A 20,439-nucleotide genomic window follows, 5' to 3' on the forward strand; every position below is an offset into this window, starting at 1 on the left:
TACTCCAATCCTTTAAAAGTTAGTTCAGTGTAGTAATCTACACTAGGTGCGACTGCCCGTCGCACAAAAATACGCTTGTTCACCAACAAACGTATCGTTACCTTTTTTGAGGGTATTTTTTTACCTAAGCAAAACCTCCGTTTGAATAACGGAGGCTACATTCTTAGTAAATCCATTCACTATCTTGTTTGGAGTAGCTTTTAATTTCATCTTCCTGGAAGAAAAGGCCAATTTCTTTTTTAGCACTCTCAGAGGAATCTGATCCATGGATGATGTTCTTGCCGACTGTCATTCCATAGTCGCCACGAATAGTACCCGGAGCTGCTTCAAGCGGGTTGGTTTTGCCCATCATATCACGCGCTGTCGAGATGACGTTCTCACCTTCCCATACCATTGCAAAAACAGGTCCGGATGTGATGAATTCAACTAATTCACCGAAGAAAGGCTTGTCCTGATGTTCGCCATAGTGTGTCTTCGCCAGCTCATCAGAAATTTGCATAAGCTTTGCTCCGGCCAGTTTAAATCCTTTGCGCTCAAACCGGCTGACAATGTCACCAACTAAATTGCGCTGAACGCCGTCCGGTTTTACCATTAAGAATGTCTGTTCCATTTTGTGCACCTCTTCTATTATGTATTTTGTTTCGAACAACCGATAAAAATTTTACCAGACTTCCGGTTGAATAACAATATGCTTATGAACGTCTTTTGCCAATATACTTCGCAATGGTCTGCAAGGTGTGCTTTGCTATATGGTGCGGAATATCATCAAGCTGCTTCAATGCTTTTTGCAAATAGAGATCACTTATCCGGTAGGACGATGCAATGGCGCCCGTTTGCTTCAATGATTCAATCAGAGGGACCATGGACGCTGGTGTCACGAGTTCCGGATTTGCAAACGTATCACGCAGCTTTCTGTCAAATGACGGGTCCTTCATTGCAATAAGCACCGGCAATGTGACATTTCCCTGTAATAAATCATTCCCTGCAGGCTTACCCAGCTGGTTTTCCGATGCGGTAAAGTCAAGAATGTCATCAATAATTTGATAGGACATTCCGATGTAATAGCCATACCGGAATAATTTAACAGCCCTCTCCTCAGGCACACCAGACGCAATTGCGCCCAGCTTGCAACTTGCCGCAATGAGAAGTGCAGTTTTTCGTTTGATTCTACGCAGGTAATTCCGCAAATTTTGATCCCAGTTATATTTGTCCCTGATTTGTTCAATCTCACCTTTCGCGACTTGTACCATCGTTTTGGAAAGGACGCGATGAGCAGCCGGATTTTCCAGTTTAGTGATGTTCTCCAATGCTCTGGCCAGAATGAAATCACCTGTATACATTGCCGTGCGGTTGCCATATAACGCTTTGATGGTAGGCTTGCCCCGGCGTAATGATGCATCATCTATCACATCATCGTGTACTAGTGATGCCATATGAATCAGCTCCAGTGAAACAGCAGCCGTTTTGACACGTTCTGCATTGTATTCCCCAAGCTGCCCGCACAACAAGACAAAAACAGGGCGGATACGTTTTCCCCCTGCCTGCAGTAACTGTGTGGAAGTTTCGCGTAAAATATCATGTTCGGCCTGGATAGCGTCGGCCAGAGCATGTTCAATCATATCTAATTCTTTTTTTAAATGCCCATATGTTTTCGTCAACTTCATGCATGTCACCTTTTTATCCTGTCTTGACGGATAACCATTTCTTTCGTTCGGAAAGAACATTAAAAAGAAAATGGAACCCGTCAAAATCGGTATGAACATAAGCTTGCTCAGCACGTCCCGATAGAAGGAAGTGCATATACTTACAGAGGGATTGTCCCTTTTTTAACTCCCATATGCATGGCGGCTACTCCACCCGTGTACTGTTTCACTTTAACATGATCAAAGCCTGCTTCATAAAACATTTCTGTTAGTGTCTGTTTATCAGGAAAGCTTTTTGCGGATTCATGCAGCCATGCATACTCCTTGTAACTTTTTGCGAATAACTTTCCCAATAAAGGCATGATAAAACGGAAATAAAGATAATAACCTTGCCGAAAGCCAATCATGGTCGGCTGTGAAGTCTCAAGGCACACCACTCTTCCGCCTGGCTTCACAACCCGGTACATTTCCCTTAGCACTGTCATGTAGTCGGGTACATTGCGCAGCCCAAATCCAATGGTAACATAGTCAAACGAACTACTTTCAAATGGGAGCTGCATTGCATTTCCCTGGATAAAAGATAATTGTTTGTATTGCAGTTTATCATTTTTTGTATTGGCAACGGACAGCATGTTATCGCTGAAATCCAGACCAATCACTTTACCCGAAGATCCCACCGCTTCAGCTAGAGAAATGGACCAGTCACCGGTTCCACAGCATACATCCAGTGCTGTTGCCCCATTTGGGACATTCATCCGCTTCATAACATCTTTCCGCCATGATTTATGGCGCTGAAAGGAAATGACCGAGTTCATGGTGTCGTAGTGGTCAGATATCTTTTCAAAAACATGATGGACCCGTTCTTCTTTTGATGGATGCTGCATGCCTATTTCCCTTCTTCCGCAATCGATTCATTATCGGATAGTGATTCATTCAGTGTATCCTTTAATTCCGCGCCCAGTCCGGCCAGATGTGCAGGAAACTGTATCAGGTGGTTATTAATTGCTTTTATTTCCCTTTTAAGAAATGATGCAATAGCTTGATGATCCTTATTTGCGATATGGTCATCCCAAATGTCAGAAGACATCACGTTGTTATCACGATCTCTCCTGCATCTTGCAGCAGCCAGTTTTCTGACTGCAAGCCACTCAGCAGCAATGTCACGGATTAGAGTTTCGCCGGTAAAGTCGGCAACTCGTATAATCAGCAGTGATTCCAACTTTTTAATGTGCTGCATAGTTAGAGGAAACATTTCATTATTCATTTTATAATATAATTGCATCTTTGTCTCATTAATCTCTTTAATGGCTGCTGCCAGTACACCAATAAGCTCAATTTCTTCTACTTCCGAAAGCAGCAGATAATATAAGCTACTGTAGTAATCACCCGCGAGCACAGATAATTGTTTCGATTTCTCTTCATCATCATGTTGCTGGCACTCATTCGTTTCAGGGACTCCGTCATGAATATCCAATGCCATCTGGACAAGCATGGTGGCTATGATATAGTTTTTCTTTTTCGCGTCCGGCAGCGGTGTATTATTGAGAATGGATATCAAAATATATAATTTATCATCATTCAAATAAGGAATTTGTACATGTTTTTCAATCAGTGAATTATGTATTTTCTCATGAATCAGTGCTTTCACACTATTGATTTCTATACTGGATGTCTGCAACACAACCACCCGCACCCTTCCATTGACTCCAAATCATACAGTCATTATAGCATAATATGAGGATGTTCCATAACAAAAAATTTGAGCCGATACACGGAAGAATGCAGCAGTTTATGGCTACTCGTTATTCATCTCTCCATGACTTGTCTGGATGACGGCTTTTCCCCTGACTTTTACAGCAGAAGTATGTTCTGTGAATTGTGCAATCATCACTTCATTCGCATCCAGTTTTTCGGAATGATGAAAACGTGTGTCGCTGCCTCTTGTCAAACCAATTACGTTCACGCCATCTTCTAGCGCCTTAATTACAAAAAAATCATTATTTCCCATTTTCAACACTCCCCGTTTATTTTGACCAATACCATGGTGGAGAATTTTATCAAAAGGGGCAAAAAGTGAAAAAAGAGCACGTCTACACGTGCCCTTCTGCCCTATGTAAGAAATATTACTGAACACTTTCTTTAAGGGCTTTTCCTGGTTTGAATGCAGGAACTTTACTTGCAGGAATTTTAATTTCTTCCCCTGTCTGCGGATTACGGCCTTTCCGTTCCGAACGTTCACGTACTTCGAAGTTACCGAAGCCGATTAATTGTACTTTTTCACCTTTTTTAAGTGAATCCATGACAGATTCAAAAACTGCATCAACAGCTTTTGTAGCATCCTTTTTGGAAAGTTCGCTTTTTTCTGCAACAGCATCTATCAAGTCTGTTTTATTCATGACATTCACCTCCTCCCAAGAAGTTTCCAAACGGTATAGGAACATCTTGTAATCATACAATCATTTGTTCCCAACTTGTCCATTTTTATACCTAATGCCATCAATTCAATGATGACAAGGCTTATATTAAACGAGATTGAAACAAAATTCAACAATAACCGCTGAATTTATCCATATTTATTTCATATTCAGGCGTCTTTTTCCATTCATTAAAGCCCTTCTGGAATATGATGGGAATAACAGAAGCAGCAAGGGCTCATTTCTGCTACACCGTCTCTATTTAAAGATATACGACATAAACTTGCGGAATCCTGCCTTCATCTGAAAAAAATTTAAAAATCATGGAGTTTTTTAAGCAAAAAAAATAGCAACTATGTATAGCTGCTATAAAATAATTGCTATTAACCCACCTGAACCTTCATTGATAATCCGTTCGAGTGTGTCTTTTAATTTATATCTGGCATTTTCGGGCATCATAGAAATCTTTCCTTGTATGCCTTCTCTCACAATAGAGCTTAATGATCTTCCGAATATGTCAGATTCCCAAATCGACAATGGATCTTCTTCAAAGTCCTGCATGAGGTACCTGACTAATTCCTCACTTTGTTTCTCCGTGCCAATAATAGGCGCAAATTCCGATTCCACATCTACCTTTACCATATGAATGGATGGTGCAATTGCTTTCAGCCGAACACCAAACCTGGATCCTTGGCGGATAATTTCCGGTTCATCCAATTCCATGTCTTCCAATTGTGGGGCTGCGATGCCGTAGCCAGTTTGCTTCACCATCTTCAGTGCACCTGCAACTTGATCATATTCGCGCTTAGCATGAGCGAAATCCTGCATTAACTCAAGCAAATGCTCTTTGCCGCGTATTTCCTCACCAACAATTTCTTTCAGTACCTCGTCATATAGATAGTCCGGAGCATGCAGATCAATCTCTGCTATCCCTTCTCCCATTTCCATGCCGGCAATATTTGCGCTCTCTATATAATCGTATTCGCTGAAATCGCCGACAATACTGTCAACATCCCGAAGCCTTCGAATATTTTTCACCGTTGTCTGAATGGCTTCCTGGTAATCCTGGCGCAGCCAATGATCGTCATGCAGCACCATGACCCAGCTTGGAAGATTGACATTAACCTCCAGTACCGGGAATTCATACAATGCTTCACGCATCACATTATAAACATCATGTTCAGACATTGATTCAACGCTCATTGCCAGGACCGGTATTTCATGTTTTTCCGAAAGTTCCTGACGCAATACTTCCGTTTCATGGCTGGTTGGCCGCGCCGAGTTGACAACCATGATGAATGGCTTGCCGACTTCCTTCATTTCCTCAACAATTTTTTCTTCCGGATCTTCGTAGTCTGCACGTTCGATGTCACCAAATGAACCATCCGTTGTAATGACAACACCGATTGTGGAATGTTCCTGAATGACTTTTCTCGTACCGATTTCAGCTGCATCATGAAACGGGATGGGTTCTTCATACCAAGGTGTGTTAATCATTCTTGGTCCGTTCTCATCCTCAAACCCTTTTGCCCCTTCCACTGCATAGCCGACACAATCCACCAGTCGGACATTTACATCGAGACCTTCGTCAACCTGGACAGACACTGCCTGATTTGGAATGAACTTTGGCTCGGTTGTCATAATGGTTCTTCCGGCAGCACTTTGCGGTAATTCGTCATGTGCCCTGTCGCGTTCACCCTCATCAGAAATGTTTGGTAAGATGCCCAGTTCCATGAAACGTTTAATAAAAGTTGACTTTCCGGTCCGGACAGCACCTACGATCCCAAGGTAAATATCTCCATTCGTCCGTTTCGAAATATCTTTGAAAATATCAACTTTCTCCAAGTGATCCCCTCCCGATCTCCTTTTCCTTTTCCATAATCATAAAGAGCCTGCGAAATATTGACATTACAAGTCTATGATGTTGTCCATTCGAAATATGACCTACTAAGGACTAAAAGATTCAAAAAAGATATAATCACTCTTAAAGGATGTTTAAAAAGTCCGGTAAAAACGACACTTCGAATTCCATCATTGGCTTGCTTTTCCGTTTTTTCGAGGACGCCCGAGACCTTAGCCGACCGGTCCTTTTTATCCTCCTTTTTAAACACGCAATCTTAAAACTATATCAAAAATCCCTTGCAACACAATATATGTCACAAGGGATTGAATATGATTATTTTTTAGATTTAACAGAGACTTGGAATACCGGCTCCCCATCCTGAATGGTATAGGGGAGGGAATATGCAGGGACAAAAGGCGTGTTTTCCGCGAGCAAATACCGGATATCGTCTCCTTTCTGATAATCATGTTTGTATTCTTCCAATGCGTGATTTAAATCAATGCGGTAGTCCACATACAGGTTGCCCTTTGTATCCATCACGATTGGCAAGTTTTCTTTGGAAAAAGGACTTTTCACATGTGGACGTTTATCAAGGCCCAGCTTTTCATAGTCAACCTGGTAAACCCCTTCCGAAATTTCGTTTCCAAATGGCGGATATATGTGCTCATTGCGATACGTTTGCAGTTTCAAGGTTACTTGTCTTATGGCATCAGCAATGCGTAAGTCAATCAATTTCACCCGCGGATTGTCCTCAGGTGTAATGATTGTGTATTGATAAGCGCCGCCGTTTTCATAAGCAGTCGCCGGTATCTCCGACAGCAAATTCTGCTCTTTCAGCGACTGAAAGTCAATTAAGTATTTCCGGAAAATTGGTGTATCGCTAGCTTTTGTTTTAATAGGCAAAAGCCCCTGTGTCTCTTCCTGGTACTGATCTACCGCCTCTTGCACCTTTTCGAGCTGTGATTCATTCGGTTCGCTGTTTTTGGACAATTCACTTTCCGGATAAAGACACCCGCTCAAGAAAGTGACTATAAGCATGAGACAGGCAAGTCGCCTATATGTATGATTGAACATGTGAAACCTCCTACCGCGTTGGTCCGCTAAAAACAATATATATAATGATGACAGCGCCGAACACTAATGACAGATAGGCAAAGATGGATACAATACCTGCCACCCATCCCTTCAGCTTGTACCTGCTGAAGACAATAAGTCCCATGGCCAAAAGCAAAAGCCCCATGCCAATGAACGAAATCCACATATTCAGCATTCCTTCAGACATCTCACTCACCCCTATTCATAACTGTAAACCACGTGTATTATAACATAATTACCCAAAAACAGGCACAAAAAATTCCCGGGAGAAGGGGGCTGTCTTCATCCCGGAATGACTAAATAAATACCCAAAGCAACTCTATCCATGAATGCTTGTGCGATTTAGCTTATGCAAGCATACAGAATAATGTATCCTCACTTGCCCAGATATACTTATTTTTTAAACATATTATTTATCGTCTGCATATCCATTGGCATATTGTTCTTCGTTATTGTCTCTACAATCCTGTCTTCCTTCGACTTGGGTATTGGTTTATCGGCCATTTTCGCTAAGCGCTGAACGAGCTCTCTGACCGTCTTTTCATCTGAAAAATCGGCATTTTTGACAGAATCAGCGACTTTATGAATGTCATTCGGATTTACGTCTGACTGCTTCTGTACCTTATCAAAAAGATCATCCTGAAAGTTACTCACACGCTCGCCTCCTTGCAAAAGTCGTTTCAACATATTATATGCACAGCAGGCGGTTACGTGTTAGTCAGAGCAGTCCGTACGGATGAATGCTGACAAGTCATCCATCTCTTCGCGCTTATTTCGGTTCATTAGCTGATCAACCACATCCCTTGGATTCATATCCTCAAACAGAACCTTATGCAGGCCATTCGTAATCGGCATCTCGATTTGCTGCTGGTGTGCAAACTGACTGGCTGCTTTCGTTGTACGAACACCTTCCACAGCCATTCCCATCTGTTCGAGCACATCTCCAAGCTTGTACCCTTTCCCGAGAAGGTTGCCTGCACGCCAGTTGCGGCTGTGCGTGCTTGTACAGGTAACAATTAGATCACCAACCCCCGGAAGCCCTAAAAAGCTCAGCGGACTGGCACCTAAAGAAGCCCCCAGCCGGGTTATTTCTGCCAGTCCTCTGGTTATTAGCGCCGCCTTTGCGTTATCACCATAACCTAATCCGTCGGAAATACCAGCCCCAAGTGCAATAATGTTTTTTAATGCTCCGCCCAGTTCAATACCTACCATATCCGTGCTTGTATAAACACGGAACGATTCATTAATGAACAAGTCCTGGGCAAAAGCGGCATTCTGCTCATTCACGGAGGATACGGTTACAGTAGTTGGCTGGCGTTCCCCAACTTCTTCTGCATGGCTTGGACCGGAAAGCACAACAATATCATCATAATTATACGCATCCATTTCTTCACTAATCAGCTGTGACACACGTTTAAGTGATTCCGGCTCAATTCCTTTAGTTGCGTGAATGATTGTCGGATGATGGTGAAGCTTATTGCTCAATTCGCTGCAAACTTCACGAATTGCTTTGGTCGGCACAACAATCAAAATGGCCGATACATCAGCAACAGCTTTTTCAAGTTCATAATATGCCTGAATCTGTTTCGGCAGCTTTACCTGTAAATACTTTTCATTCGTGCTGTTTGAATTAATCTCTTCAGCCTGCTGCCTGCGATGGGTCCACAGCCGAACATCATATCCATTGTCTGCCAGCACTATGCTAAGTGCAGTACCCCAGCTGCCGGCACCTAATACAGCTACTTTTTGCAATGCTAGTCCCCCTAAGCGCGTTTTCGGGCAAATATGTTAATCGGTGTTCCTACAAATCCAAAAGCTTCTCTGATTCTGTTTTCCAGGAACCTTTTATATGAAAAGTGCATTAATGCTGGATCATTGACAAATATGACAAAAGATGGCGGTTTAACTGCTACCTGCGTTGCGTAAAGCACTTTCAGACGTCTGCCTTTCAGCGTCGGCACTGGATTTAATGCCAATGAATCCATAATGACATCATTCAAAACATTTGTCGGAATGCGTTTTGCATGATTCTCACTGGCCGTTTTGATTGCAGGAATCAATGTATGCAGCCGTTTTTTTGTTTTTGCCGACAGAAACACAATCGGTGCATAATCCAGATACTGAAATTGAGAACGAACTTTTTTTTCAAATTCCCTCATGGATTTTTCGTCTTTCTCTACCGTGTCCCATTTATTAACGACGAGAATGATGGCCTTTCCAGCTTCATGTGCATAACCGGCAATCTTTTTGTCCTGTTCTCTAATACCTGTATCCGCATCAATCAGTGCCAAAACCACATCCGAGCGTTCAATTGCTTTCAATGCACGAAGAACACTATACTTTTCGGCTGCCTCATAAACCTTTCCGCGTTTTCGCATGCCGGCTGTATCAATAATGACGAAATCCTGATCATCTTTATGTAGACGGGTGTCAGTGGCTTCCCTTGTCGTTCCTTCTATATCACTGACAATGACACGGTCTTCATCCAGCAAGGCGTTGACAAGTGAGGATTTCCCCACGTTTGGTCTCCCAATTACGCTGAAATATATTGTGTCTTCGTCATGGCTGTCATCATGTTGTTCAGGAAAGTACCCGACAACTGTATCCAGTAAGTCACCAAGTCCCAGTCCATGTGCTCCTGAAATTGGATGTGGTTCACCAAAACCCAATGCATAATAGTCATATATTGTTTCCCGCATCTCAGGGTTATCTATTTTATTAACCCCCACAACGACAGGCTTATTTGACTTATACAGAATTTTAGCAACTTCTTCGTCCGCTGCCGTCATTCCTTCTTTACCGTTAAGCATGAAAATAATCACATCTGCTTCGTCAATGGCAATTTCAGCCTGATTCCGCATTTGGACAAGCAGTGGTTCGTCACTCATCTCTATTCCACCGGTGTCAATCAAATCAAATGTTGTTGTCAGCCACTCGGCCTCGGCATAAATCCGGTCACGGGTTACACCTGGTGTATCCTCTACAATGGAGATACGCTCCCCCACGAGCCGGTTAAATATAGTTGATTTACCTACATTTGGTCTTCCTACAATCGCTACAACAGATTTCCTCATGAAAGGACATCCTTTCCACTTCTCTGAATCGATACTAAGTACATATTCTAGCAAAAGAACACTTCAACCACAATTATAGTACAAAACTTCTTATTGTGCCTTCTTTTTGACAAACGATCTTGGTTTCAATACAGCACGGTTTACTAATTCCTTTAGTTTTCGCTTCCCTGCTGATAACAAACTCTGACAAATTAAAACAGCAACAAATATAACTGTGCTATCAAGAAAGCGCATATCACCAATCACATCCGGAAATGAATAACTAGCCAGGATAAAACTGTAAAGCCACTCCCCTCCCACCATACCTGACAGACAGCTGACCAGTCTGTTCCAAAAACCTTTTGCAAGCAAGATTGCCAGCAAAAAAGGTATGAGCGACTGCGTAGCGAGCTGGGGAAGAAAAAATTGCAGCGGGGAAGAAAAGTACCAAATATGAATCGCTGTATATCCTAACATGACAATAAAAGAAACGATTAAATGAAAGGCAGTTTTAGGCAGTCTGGCAGAGAGACAGAAGGACATCATCAGCAAAGCGGCAAAACTGAGCGAAAATGTGAACCCGCCAATGGTCAGCTGAAAATTGGCAAGAAGGATCAATATTAATATATACGAAGTCAGAAAGGATCGGCGCTTTCCTTCCGGCATAAAGAATGTGACAATAATACATCCGATCCATGCAAACCAATAAAAAATAAGTCCGTCACTCATAAACAACACCTGCCACTACCAGTATGGCAGACTTTTAGCAGCATTAAACATAGAAGCACTTCAGTATTCGCCTTGCAGCGATTTCTGATGTCATAAAAAAGACCCTTTCCATACTGAAAAGGGCCCCTTCAATTGGTTCTCTAGGTGCTAGCTTAACATCTGTTATTTATATTTGTTTAATTTGTCTCCGATGAAATCCCCGAGCTGGAATCCCGATTGATCTTCATCTTTTTCATATTGTTTAACTTCAGACGCTTCCTGTTCCTGCTCTAATTCTTTGATACTGAGTGATATCCGTTCGTCTTTCTCACTAACGTCAAGTACTTTCACTTTTACCTGCTGGTCGACTTCAAGTACTTCCTGTGGCGTGCCGATATGCCGATTGGCAATCTGTGATATATGCACCAATCCTTCCACACCAGGAAAGACTTCAACAAAAGCACCGAAATTGACAAGGCGTTTAACAGTGCCTTCAAGGATATCCCCCTGCTTCACGCGCTCTTCAATGTTTGCCCACGGACCTGGCAATGTTTTCTTGTGGGATAGGGAAATACGTTCATTGTCCCTGTCAACAGACAGTACTTCAACTTTAATTGTATCCCCCTCAGTGACAACATCGGAAGCTTTTTCAACATGTTCGTGTGCCAGCTGGGATATATGTACAAGTCCGTCAATTCCGCCGAGGTTCACAAACACACCAAAGTTTGTAAGCCGTTCTACTACACCTTCCAGGACTTGTCCTTCTTCCAGTGACTGAAGCACTTCATGTTTCTTTTCATTCAGTTCATCCTGTACGACATCTTTATGTGACAAAATAACACGGTTTTGCTCCTTGTCCAGGTCAACAATTTTTACACGGAGCGGCTTATTGATATAATCAGAAAAATCATCGACATAATACGTTTCCACTAATGAAGCTGGAATGAAGCCGCGCACACCAACGTCAGCGACGAGGCCGCCTTTTACAATTTCTTTGACCTCTGTTTCGAACACGTCGCCATTATTAAATGTTTCTTCCAGTGACTCCCAGGCTTTCTCGGCATCCACTGCTTTTTTAGACAAGATGACTTCATCGTCTTCCATTCTTTTGACATAAAGATCCATTGTGTCATTTTCCTGTACGATGTCACTTGCCTGTTCGATATGAAGGCTGGATAATTCACTGATAGGAACAATCCCCTCCGTTTTGTAGCCAACATCAACAAGAACTTGTTTCTCTTCCACCTTCACAACAGTCCCTGTAACAACATCGCCTATATTCAACTGCTGCATTTCGTTACTGGATTCACTCATATACTCGCCCTCCTTAAAATACAAACAACAAAAATCAAAAAATATCGTATTTATAACTTCTAATAATTATAATTATTTGTCAAGAGATGTATGCTGGGAATTATAATTTTCAATCAGTTTCCTGATTTCCGCCATAATTGCCTCAGCTGCATCTTTTGCTGATGTTCTCGCAACACGGTGCGATTCCATATCCATCGGTTCCCCGTATATAACGGTCAATTTCTTCCCGGGCTTATAAGGTCCGATGATGGCGCATGGGACAATGGCGGCATTTGATCGAAGTGCGAAGAAGCCAGCTCCCGCCATAGGCTTTCCAACTTTCCCTGTTTTGCTCCGGGTCCCTTCCGGAAAAAGGCCAAGCGTTTTCCCTTCTTCCAGTATTCCCAGCCCTTTGCGCAGTGCATTACGATCTTTCATCCCCCTTTTTACCGGGAATGCGTGAATGCCGTATAGCAATTTACGCAGAAACGCACGTTCAAACAGTTCTCCTTTTGCCATGAAATAAATATCCCTTGGCGATGTTATCCCAACAACAGGGGGATCCAAATTGGAAATGTGGTTCGAGCAAATAATGACCGGACCTTGTTTCGGTACATTTTCTTTTCCAATAACCTGAATGCGGTACAAAGGATAAAAAATGCCTGACACAATGGCTTTAGCGGTTTTGTAAAGACTCATCATCCATCTCTCCTGGTTTCAAGCACCTTACTGACTTCTTCAAGAACAGATGCTGCCACTTGATTAATGGTTAAATCGGTTGTATCCAATTCAATTGCATCATTGGCTTTGACTAGCGGGGCAACCTCCCTCTTTGAGTCAATTTGGTCCCTTTGTTCTATTTCTTCTTTCAGCTTTTCAAAATCGGCTGTAAATCCTTTTTTTACATTTTCATCATAACGCCGTTTTGCCCGCTCTTCAACGGATGCTTTCAAAAAAATCTTGACTTCCGCATCCGGAATGACATGGGTTCCAATGTCCCGCCCGTCCATGACGACACTGCGCTTATTCGCGAGTTCCCGCTGCCGCTGTACCATTTCCTTGCGCACGCTCGCGTGTTTTGCGACATGGGATACATTATTTGTCACATACTCAGATCGGATAGCTTCTGTTACATCTTCCCCATCCATCAGAACATGCTGACCACTGTCCCCCTGTTCGAGCTGCATATCCGTTTTTGCCAGGAGATCTGAAATGGCTTGATCGTCATCGGGAGGAATCTGTTCCCGGAGTACTTTCAATGTCAGAGCCCTGTACATGGCACCAGTATCAATATAGATATACGCTAATTCACTGGCAACGAGTTTAGCAACGGTGCTTTTGCCGGCTGCTGCCGGTCCGTCAATTGCAACTGCTAGTTCTTTCGTGTTCATTTCCGTCATTAGCTGTCATTCATTCCTCTCATCTCAATCCTGTATAAGACAATTTTCTAAATGTCATTTGGCAGTTTCTATGTATCCCCTTAATTAAAAGGATAACATACATGCGAATTAAAGTTCTACTCGTAAATCGCGGTACTGCCATAATTCTTTTCTCTTGCAGCAAAACGGAGAGTCATCATTAGCTTTAGGCATAAAAAAGGGAAGATATTACTCTTCCCTCGGAAATGGATGCGAAATTAATTTCTGTGCCGTCCAGTTTTTCCACCTTTTCTTCCGTTCCGTCCATCGCATTAATGAAGATGCGATATGTCTCGTTTCCAAGAACCCCTAGAAACTCATATACGAGCACTTCTTCGCCTTCATCATTATCAATGACTGCCATATGCTCCTCATGGATTTCCACATCAGGGTTGACTTTCTCTTTCGCTTCTTCAGAAGATAGTTCAGGCTCAGGTATATCCCGCTCTTTATGGTTCATAAAATAGTTCCTGGCCGTCAATCCGAGCAAGTCCCCATTATCAAGGGCAACTTTCACCTCGATAGCATCGGAGTACACCCGGACACCATCCTGGTTGTAAAGAAACGAGTAAACACCAATATTGTCAAACTGATTGCTTTGGAATAAAGCCATATCATCAAAATTATATTGATCAAGATATTTTTTGGCTTTTTCCAACCCTTCATTGAGACTAATATTTTTTTCACTGACTTTACGGTTAACTAATAATGTCAGTGGATGCCCGCCTTTTGCGGACATATCCATGTAGCCATTTTTATTGCCGTTCTGGTACGAGACACTGTAAATCGGCAAATCTGCTCCCTTACCGCTTTCAGTGACTTTCAGATTGCTTTCATTTTTAACATTTAACAATTTCGCGCCCTTTTTTGCCGCTTCCTTTTTGCTAATCTTCTCACCGCTTAAGTTTTTATATTTATGTTCTTTCGAGGATGTTCCGGTAAGAGCGGAATCAACGTTACTCTCAGCAAATCCTTCCACTTTCTTTTCAACCGTTTTAAACCCATCAACAATCGTGTTATCAGATTGTTCATCCTGGGTGGCCAGTGCCAATTGAACATCCATCCAGCGCAGATCTTCATCCAGAACTGTGTGCTGTACCTTTCTCAGTTCATCTTTTAAATCCCCGGATTGTTTATATAAATTCTCCAGTGTTGCCATTTCCTTGTCGTTCAAAGGCTTTTTGTTTAAGTCTCTGACAGCAGTCTTGTATGTGAACTCCCCTATATTTGATAAAAACTCTTCCGTTTTGTTGAACGGCATCAATGTCAGAGGCAACTGCCCAACATTTGACACGGCTTCTGAAGTAAGCCTCCATATTTCAATCATCTGAGGGGAAAGACTTTCTTTAGAATTCATCGCCAGCGCCGTACCTATTTTGTCATGCAGAATATCCATATGGTAAGACAGTTCATGAAATGCCCGCTGATAATTATTTTCAGCCTGAATCAACACAGCATTTTTCTCCTGGTGTTCCTGATAGCCCCAGAACGCGGTGCCGGCAACGCCAAGCGCCAGAACGCCTATCATTATCCATCGTACCATGCTCATTGCTCCTTCCTATTTCGCATAGATATGTTTCCCGATCTTTTTAATTTGCGGCCTGGACCAGATCCAGTCCGATGTTGCTGTGTTCGGGTTAAAGTAGTATAAAGCATTACCTGATGGGTCCCAGCCGTTAATGGCATCAAGAACTGCTTTCCTTGCTGTTTCGTTTGGCTCCAACCATATTTGGCCATCAGCAACGGCAGTAAATGCCCGCGGCTCAAAGATCACTCCTGATACCGTGTTCGGGAATGTCGGGCTTTCGACACGGTTTAAAATAACAGCAGCGACAGCCACCTGCCCAACATATGGTTCTCCTCTTGCTTCCCCATGGACGGCGTTTGCCATCAGCTGAATGTCATTTTGGGAATATCCCTGAGGAACGTTTGCGGCAGTTGGCTCAACATTCGTGTTTTCATCTGCCGTTTCATTGCCTTTGTTCTCATTTGTTTCTGTATTGGTATCGGTATTTTGTTTCGGTTTGGATTGTTTGGATTTATCGACGCCGCCATAGTGTGTAAATTCATTACCTTTTCTTAACTGTTCTTTTACAAAGCCTTCATCATATTCGGAGGCGTCCGCCAATTTCTGTTTTGTTTCAGATCCGGCAAGTCCATCAACATCCAGTCCGAATTCCTCTTGAAAATTACGGAGCGCCCAATACGTTCCCCATCCGAACACACCGTCTATTTTTCCTTTATAAAAACCTACATATTGCAAACGTGCCTGAAGCTCAATCACATCCTCCCCCGTTGCACCATGCTGAATAACCTGTGATGTGAATGCATTCACCGGTTTAGGGGAATAGGATGAATACAGTCCAATAGCCAGTAAACATATCATCATGAACAGGAATAATCTTTTGTGGGTCATCTTAGTTTCCTCCTGATATCCAATATCATGTTGAGCCTATTTTTTTACGAAACAGCCTTTTTATTCATCGGAACCACCAAGCAAAAAAAAACCTTTGCATCAGTGATACAAAGGTTTTGAACAGATTCATTATCTATGGCATAATCTTTTTCGCATCCCGGTTGATGGAGATACGCTCGTTTGCATGCTTCACCCGTCGTAAAGCTGCAAACCAAAGACCAATCATAAAAGGGATCAATAACAGGAGCCAGTAACTACTAATGGAAGCGAGGATATAATTGTACGTTCCATGCAGGAAAAAAGGAAGAAGCAGGGCTAATGCTATATTCCACTTTCTATTCCGGACGGCCATTTTCGCTTTCCCGAAATGATACCCCGCCATGACACCAAACAAGGCGTGTGAAGAAACAGGAAATAATGCCCTTGCAAAAGCGTACTCCATTCCATTTGTAAACAAGTACAAAATATTTTCGACAGTCGCAAATCCCAAGCTGATGGACACCCCATAAACAATCCCATCATAGTGTGCATCGAATTCCGTATGATGAAAAATAACGTAAATAAAGATAAACCATTTAAAAAATTCCTCTGTCAGACCCGATATAAAAAATGAATGGATCACATTGCTCTCACCAATATTCTCTGCAGAAAACCCGTATTGGATGAACATGATTGGAAACACCAAAAGAGCACCCAGTATAAATGTTTTCACAATTAATGACAGTGGTTCAGTAAACTTATCTTTCAAGTAAAAAAAAGCCAATAACGCAAGTGCAGGAGCTATGGCGGCAGTCAAAACAGCAAGCATCTTCTTAAGCCCTCTTCCCCATTATGTTATAGTTATCGTATCATGGAGCAAGGTGAATGAAAACAGTTATTAGAGGTGATGAACTTGAAAACGATCGCACTTATCCATACCGGCGGGACCATTTCCATGGTTGAAAATAAACAAACAGGAGAAGTGACCACAACAAATAAACATCCGATGACTAATCTGACTGACCAGTACAAATCCATTGCGAATGTAGATGAATATATCCCATTTTCACTGCCCTCGCCGCAGATTACACCAAATCATATGCTGCAGCTGGCAGATAAGATAAATGCCCTTTCCGACAAATACGATGGGTTTGTTATTACACATGGAACGGATACACTGGAGGAAACGGCCTATTTTCTGGATTTGACAACAAATATACGGAAACCAGTCATTATTACCGGCGCTATGCGATCCACCAATGAAATAGGGTCTGATGCGCTATACAATCTGATCAGTTCACTCCGTACAGCCACTAGTCCTGAAGCATGGGACAAAGGCGTATTGGTTGTCATGAACGACGAAATACATACAGCCAGAAATGTGACAAAGACATCCACCAGCAATGTCGCTACTTTCCAAAGCCCACAAAACGGGCCGATCGGTATGATTACAAAAGAGTCCATTATCTTTCACCATACGATTCTTGAACGGCATACACATCCAGTCCACCACATTTCGAAAAATGTGCTGTTGCTAAAAGCGTATTCAGGTATGGACATGGGAATCCTTGATGCTTTGAAACAAGCTGAGCCGGATGGTCTAGTGATCGAAGGACTAGGAGAAGGCAATCTGCCAAAAGACACCCTTACACCACTGGAACAATTTATCGCTGACGGCGTACCAGTAATATTGGTATCCAGGTGTTATCAGGGGATTGTTCAGCCTACATATGGATATGTTGGTGGGGGAAGACAGTTGAAGGAGCTGGGAGTTATTTTTGCCAATGGCTTAACAGGCCCCAAAGCCAGAATTAAACTCCTGATTGCATTAGAAAAAACGAATAACCCTGACATGCTGAAAAACATATTCGAAAACGTTTATTGATATAAATGCAGCCCGTCTGCGGAAAGCCACTCCACATATAATTTAAGAGGATTTTGCATTTAAATTAAATAAAAAAATGGTTAATACCCTGAGCTGCCCGAATACACGTGCAGTTGTACCCGGAGTGGTGAAAGCGAAGTGTGTTCGGGCAGAGGGATCAATAACAGCTAGTATACGAAAACAGCCCTGAAAAAACACCCTTAACAAACATAAACAGGAGAGAACCAGCGGAACGGCCTGACCTCTCCTATTTCCTGTCAGTCAAAAACCAACAGCTAGTTATTATTTTTTTCAGCAATTGCCTCAGCTATCAGGCCACCGTGATGGCGTCCATTTTCAATGAAAATTTCATTATTGTTATATCCTGCGGCAACAACGCCCGCCACATAAATACCTTCAACATTTGTTTCCATCGTTTCATAATCAAAAAATGGCCGTCCGGTTTCCGCATCAATGGCAATACCCATTTCCTTCAGAAAATGATGATCAGGTTTATACCCGGTCATGGCAAACACAAAGTCATTCTCTACTTCTTTTGTTTCTCCGTCCGCGGTATAAATCACTTTATCAGCTGTAACTTGCTGCACGTGCGCATTAAATTCCATGTGGACGGTCCCTTTCCGGACTAATGATTCAAATTCCGGCAGTATCCATGGCTTAATACTTTTGGAATAGTCATCACCGCGGTATAACACGGTAATATTAGCACCGGCTTTATGCAGCTCCAGTGTCGTATCTACAGCTGAGTTTTTGCCGCCGATAACAGCAACATTTTTATTGAAGTAGGGGTGTGCTTCCTTAAAGTAATGCATCACTTTTGGAAGTGTTTCACCGGGAATGTCCATTGTATTAGGCTGATCATAATAACCGGTTGCAATAATGACATTTGCAGCAGCGTATTCCTGTTCTTCGCCATTATTTTTAACCGTTCTAATGCTAAATTCGCTTCCATCCGAGGTTATATGCTGCACCTTTTCATAGGCATTTATCCGCAAATTTTCCCTTCTGGCAACAGAACGGTAATATGCCAGCGCCTGATTGCGGACTGGTTTTTGTCTTTCCGTTATGAAAGGAATTCCCCCGATTTCAAGCTTTTCACTTGAGCTAAAAAACGTCTGATGGGTCGGGAAATTATAAAGGGTGTTCACTACATTTTCTTTCTCAATGATCAAAGGGGTAATGCCATGTTCCTGAAGTTCGAGGGCACAGGCCATGCCACAAGGGCCTCCGCCCACGATAATCGTATGTTCCTTTTGCATCGTACGCACTTCCTTATTAAAAATCTTTTAGAGATTATTCAAACAGAAAAACCACCATGACGATGGCTTACAGTTCGTCAATCAGCCTTCTAAAAAAGTGAAAAAACTCCTATCCCACTATACATGATAAGAGTTTTTTCGTCACTTTTTTTGTTTTGTTCCAATCGGTATATCGGCCTTATATGCAGCTTGAATTATACCCAGCCGCGGAACCGGGCGGCTTCAGCCATCTTCCGGACACCAACCATATATGCCGCAAGCCTCATATCAACTCGTCTTGTTTCAGCAGTATCATAAATATTATTGAATGCTTTTATCAGATTTTCATGTAGTTTTTCATCAATTTCTTCTGCAGTCCAATAGTAGCCCTGATTGTTCTGTACCCACTCAAAATAGGAGACAGTTACACCGCCTGAGGATGCAAGCACATCCGGTACGAGCAGAACTCCGCGATCCGACAGCATTTTGGTTGCTCCAAGTGTGGTAGGTCCGTTTGCAGCTTCAACAACAATGGTTGCTTTTATGTTATCCGCATTTTGTTCAGTGATCTGATTCTCAACCGCTGCGGGAACTAAAATGTCACAGTCCAATTCCAGCAGTTCCTCGTTCGAAATGGTTTCATTGAATAAATTTGTGACCGTCCCAAAACTGTCGCGCCGGTCCAGCAAGTAATCAATATCAAGTCCGTCAGGATCATGCAGTGCACCATAGGCATCCGATATTCCTACCACTTTGGCGCCCGCATCGTGCAGGAATTTAGCTAGGAAACTGCCGGCATTTCCGAATCCTTGTACAACAATTCTCGCACCTTTCACATCAATACCCTTTTTCTTGGCAGCTTCGTTGATACAGATTGTAACACCTTTTGCAGTTGCGGATTCTCTGCCATGTGATCCGCCGAGAACAATTGGTTTACCCGTAATGAATCCCGGATTATTAAACTCGTCAATACGGCTGTATTCATCCATCATCCAGGCCATAATTTGTGAGTTTGTAAACACATCCGGAGCAGGGATATCCTTATTCGGGCCGACAATCTGACTGATCGCACGAACGTAGCCACGGCTGAGCCCTTCCAATTCACGGAATGACATTTCACGAGGATCGCAAATGATTCCTCCTTTTCCGCCGCCATATGGCAAGTCAACAATACCGGCTTTCAGGCTCATCCATATTGATAAGGCTTTCACTTCTTTCTCCGTGACGTTCGGATGAAATCGTACCCCGCCTTTTGTTGGTCCAACAGCATCATTGTGCTGTCCCCGATAACCGGTGAAAATCTTGATAGAGCCATCGTCCATCCGAACCGGAATTCGCACTGTCATCATGCGGATTGGATCTTTCATTAATTCAAATACTTCATCAGGGTAACCCAATTTATCCAATGCATTTTTGACAACAGTCCGTGTGGAATGCAACACGTCCATACTTTC

Annotated in this window: 22 protein-coding genes; 1 reads left to right on the forward strand and 21 read right to left on the reverse strand. The window is 42.7% G+C overall.

All coding sequences use genetic code 11. The features are described 5' to 3' along the window. Window positions 1–163: 163 nt before the first annotated feature. The 19 genes from ndk to prsW all read right to left on the reverse strand — a co-directional run bounded on the left by ndk (window position 164) and on the right by prsW (window position 16,691). Window positions 164–610 carry a nucleoside-diphosphate kinase gene (ndk, locus tag ACFSUO_RS14960; protein WP_382395533.1) on the reverse strand — a complete coding sequence of 149 codons (447 nt, stop codon included), beginning with the start codon at window positions 608–610 and terminating at the stop codon, window positions 164–166. 82 nt (window positions 611–692) lie between these two features. Beyond that, window positions 693–1,664 (reverse strand): heptaprenyl diphosphate synthase component II, encoded by a 972-nt coding sequence (hepT, locus tag ACFSUO_RS14965; RefSeq protein WP_382395717.1) that lies wholly within the window; start codon window positions 1,662–1,664, stop codon window positions 693–695. A gap of 140 nt (window positions 1,665–1,804) precedes the next feature. Next, complete coding sequence (locus ACFSUO_RS14970; RefSeq protein WP_382395535.1) at window positions 1,805–2,527, reverse strand: demethylmenaquinone methyltransferase; 723 nt, start codon at window positions 2,525–2,527, stop codon at window positions 1,805–1,807. Between the two features lie 2 nt (window positions 2,528–2,529). After that, the gene (locus ACFSUO_RS14975; RefSeq protein WP_382395537.1) at window positions 2,530–3,324 is read right to left on the reverse strand and encodes a heptaprenyl diphosphate synthase component 1; all 795 of its coding nucleotides are present in this window, start codon (window positions 3,322–3,324) and stop codon (window positions 2,530–2,532) included. A 114-nt stretch (window positions 3,325–3,438) separates the two neighbouring features. Then, window positions 3,439–3,651, reverse strand: coding sequence for a trp RNA-binding attenuation protein MtrB (gene mtrB / locus ACFSUO_RS14980; protein WP_382395539.1), 213 nt, complete (start codon window positions 3,649–3,651; stop codon window positions 3,439–3,441). A gap of 115 nt (window positions 3,652–3,766) precedes the next feature. After that, window positions 3,767–4,039: an HU family DNA-binding protein gene (locus ACFSUO_RS14985; RefSeq protein WP_382395541.1), complete on the reverse strand. Its 273-nt coding sequence runs from the start codon at window positions 4,037–4,039 to the stop codon at window positions 3,767–3,769. 384 nt (window positions 4,040–4,423) lie between these two features. Further along, on the reverse strand, window positions 4,424–5,902 hold the full coding sequence (gene spoIVA / locus ACFSUO_RS14990; protein WP_382395543.1) for a stage IV sporulation protein A: 1,479 nt from the start codon (window positions 5,900–5,902) through the stop codon (window positions 4,424–4,426). Between the two features lie 331 nt (window positions 5,903–6,233). Further along, window positions 6,234–6,974: a hypothetical protein gene (locus tag ACFSUO_RS14995; RefSeq protein ID WP_382395545.1), complete on the reverse strand. Its 741-nt coding sequence runs from the start codon at window positions 6,972–6,974 to the stop codon at window positions 6,234–6,236. A 10-nt stretch (window positions 6,975–6,984) separates the two neighbouring features. Then, on the reverse strand, window positions 6,985–7,182 hold the full coding sequence (locus ACFSUO_RS15000; RefSeq protein WP_382395547.1) for a DUF2768 domain-containing protein: 198 nt from the start codon (window positions 7,180–7,182) through the stop codon (window positions 6,985–6,987). A 206-nt stretch (window positions 7,183–7,388) separates the two neighbouring features. Next, window positions 7,389–7,649: a stage VI sporulation protein F gene (locus tag ACFSUO_RS15005; RefSeq protein WP_382395549.1), complete on the reverse strand. Its 261-nt coding sequence runs from the start codon at window positions 7,647–7,649 to the stop codon at window positions 7,389–7,391. 60 nt (window positions 7,650–7,709) lie between these two features. Beyond that, entirely contained in the window at window positions 7,710–8,747 is a 1,038-nt protein-coding gene (locus ACFSUO_RS15010; RefSeq protein ID WP_382395551.1) for an NAD(P)H-dependent glycerol-3-phosphate dehydrogenase, read from the reverse strand. A gap of 11 nt (window positions 8,748–8,758) precedes the next feature. After that, window positions 8,759–10,069, reverse strand: a complete 1,311-nt coding sequence (gene der / locus ACFSUO_RS15015; RefSeq protein WP_382395553.1) for a ribosome biogenesis GTPase Der — start codon at window positions 10,067–10,069, stop codon at window positions 8,759–8,761. A gap of 90 nt (window positions 10,070–10,159) precedes the next feature. After that, window positions 10,160–10,777 carry a YphA family membrane protein gene (locus tag ACFSUO_RS15020; RefSeq protein ID WP_382395555.1) on the reverse strand — a complete coding sequence of 206 codons (618 nt, stop codon included), beginning with the start codon at window positions 10,775–10,777 and terminating at the stop codon, window positions 10,160–10,162. 162 nt (window positions 10,778–10,939) lie between these two features. Further along, window positions 10,940–12,070 (reverse strand): 30S ribosomal protein S1, encoded by a 1,131-nt coding sequence (rpsA, locus tag ACFSUO_RS15025; RefSeq protein WP_382395558.1) that lies wholly within the window; start codon window positions 12,068–12,070, stop codon window positions 10,940–10,942. Window positions 12,071–12,142: 72 nt separating this feature from the next. Then, window positions 12,143–12,748 carry a lysophospholipid acyltransferase family protein gene (locus ACFSUO_RS15030; protein WP_382395560.1) on the reverse strand — a complete coding sequence of 202 codons (606 nt, stop codon included), beginning with the start codon at window positions 12,746–12,748 and terminating at the stop codon, window positions 12,143–12,145. Continuing rightward, the gene (gene cmk, locus ACFSUO_RS15035; protein ID WP_382395719.1) at window positions 12,748–13,440 is read right to left on the reverse strand and encodes a (d)CMP kinase; all 693 of its coding nucleotides are present in this window, start codon (window positions 13,438–13,440) and stop codon (window positions 12,748–12,750) included. The genes ACFSUO_RS15030 and cmk overlap by 1 nt, the downstream gene beginning before the upstream one ends. 193 nt (window positions 13,441–13,633) lie before the next feature. After that, window positions 13,634–15,010, reverse strand: coding sequence for a germination protein YpeB (gene ypeB, locus ACFSUO_RS15040; RefSeq protein WP_382395562.1), 1,377 nt, complete (start codon window positions 15,008–15,010; stop codon window positions 13,634–13,636). Between the two features lie 15 nt (window positions 15,011–15,025). Beyond that, complete coding sequence (gene sleB / locus ACFSUO_RS15045) at window positions 15,026–15,883, reverse strand: spore cortex-lytic enzyme (RefSeq protein ID WP_382395564.1); 858 nt, start codon at window positions 15,881–15,883, stop codon at window positions 15,026–15,028. A 133-nt stretch (window positions 15,884–16,016) separates the two neighbouring features. Continuing rightward, on the reverse strand, window positions 16,017–16,691 hold the full coding sequence (prsW, locus tag ACFSUO_RS15050; RefSeq protein WP_382395566.1) for a glutamic-type intramembrane protease PrsW: 675 nt from the start codon (window positions 16,689–16,691) through the stop codon (window positions 16,017–16,019). A gap of 84 nt (window positions 16,692–16,775) precedes the next feature. Here prsW and ACFSUO_RS15055 point away from each other — a divergent pair, with 84 nt between their 5' ends. Continuing rightward, entirely contained in the window at window positions 16,776–17,747 is a 972-nt protein-coding gene (locus tag ACFSUO_RS15055; protein WP_382395568.1) for an asparaginase, read from the forward strand. 275 nt (window positions 17,748–18,022) lie between these two features. Here the strand turns inward: ACFSUO_RS15055 and ACFSUO_RS15060 are convergent, their stop codons facing one another. Further along, window positions 18,023–19,006: a YpdA family putative bacillithiol disulfide reductase gene (locus ACFSUO_RS15060; RefSeq protein ID WP_382395570.1), complete on the reverse strand. Its 984-nt coding sequence runs from the start codon at window positions 19,004–19,006 to the stop codon at window positions 18,023–18,025. 194 nt (window positions 19,007–19,200) lie between these two features. Then, a complete protein-coding gene (locus tag ACFSUO_RS15065; protein WP_382395721.1) occupies window positions 19,201–20,433 on the reverse strand; it encodes a Glu/Leu/Phe/Val family dehydrogenase in 1,233 nt (410 codons plus the stop codon). Window positions 20,434–20,439 lie beyond the last annotated feature (6 nt).

Source organism: Lentibacillus juripiscarius, assembly GCF_042685205.1.
Lineage (GTDB): Bacteria > Bacillota > Bacilli > Bacillales > Amphibacillaceae > Lentibacillus > Lentibacillus juripiscarius.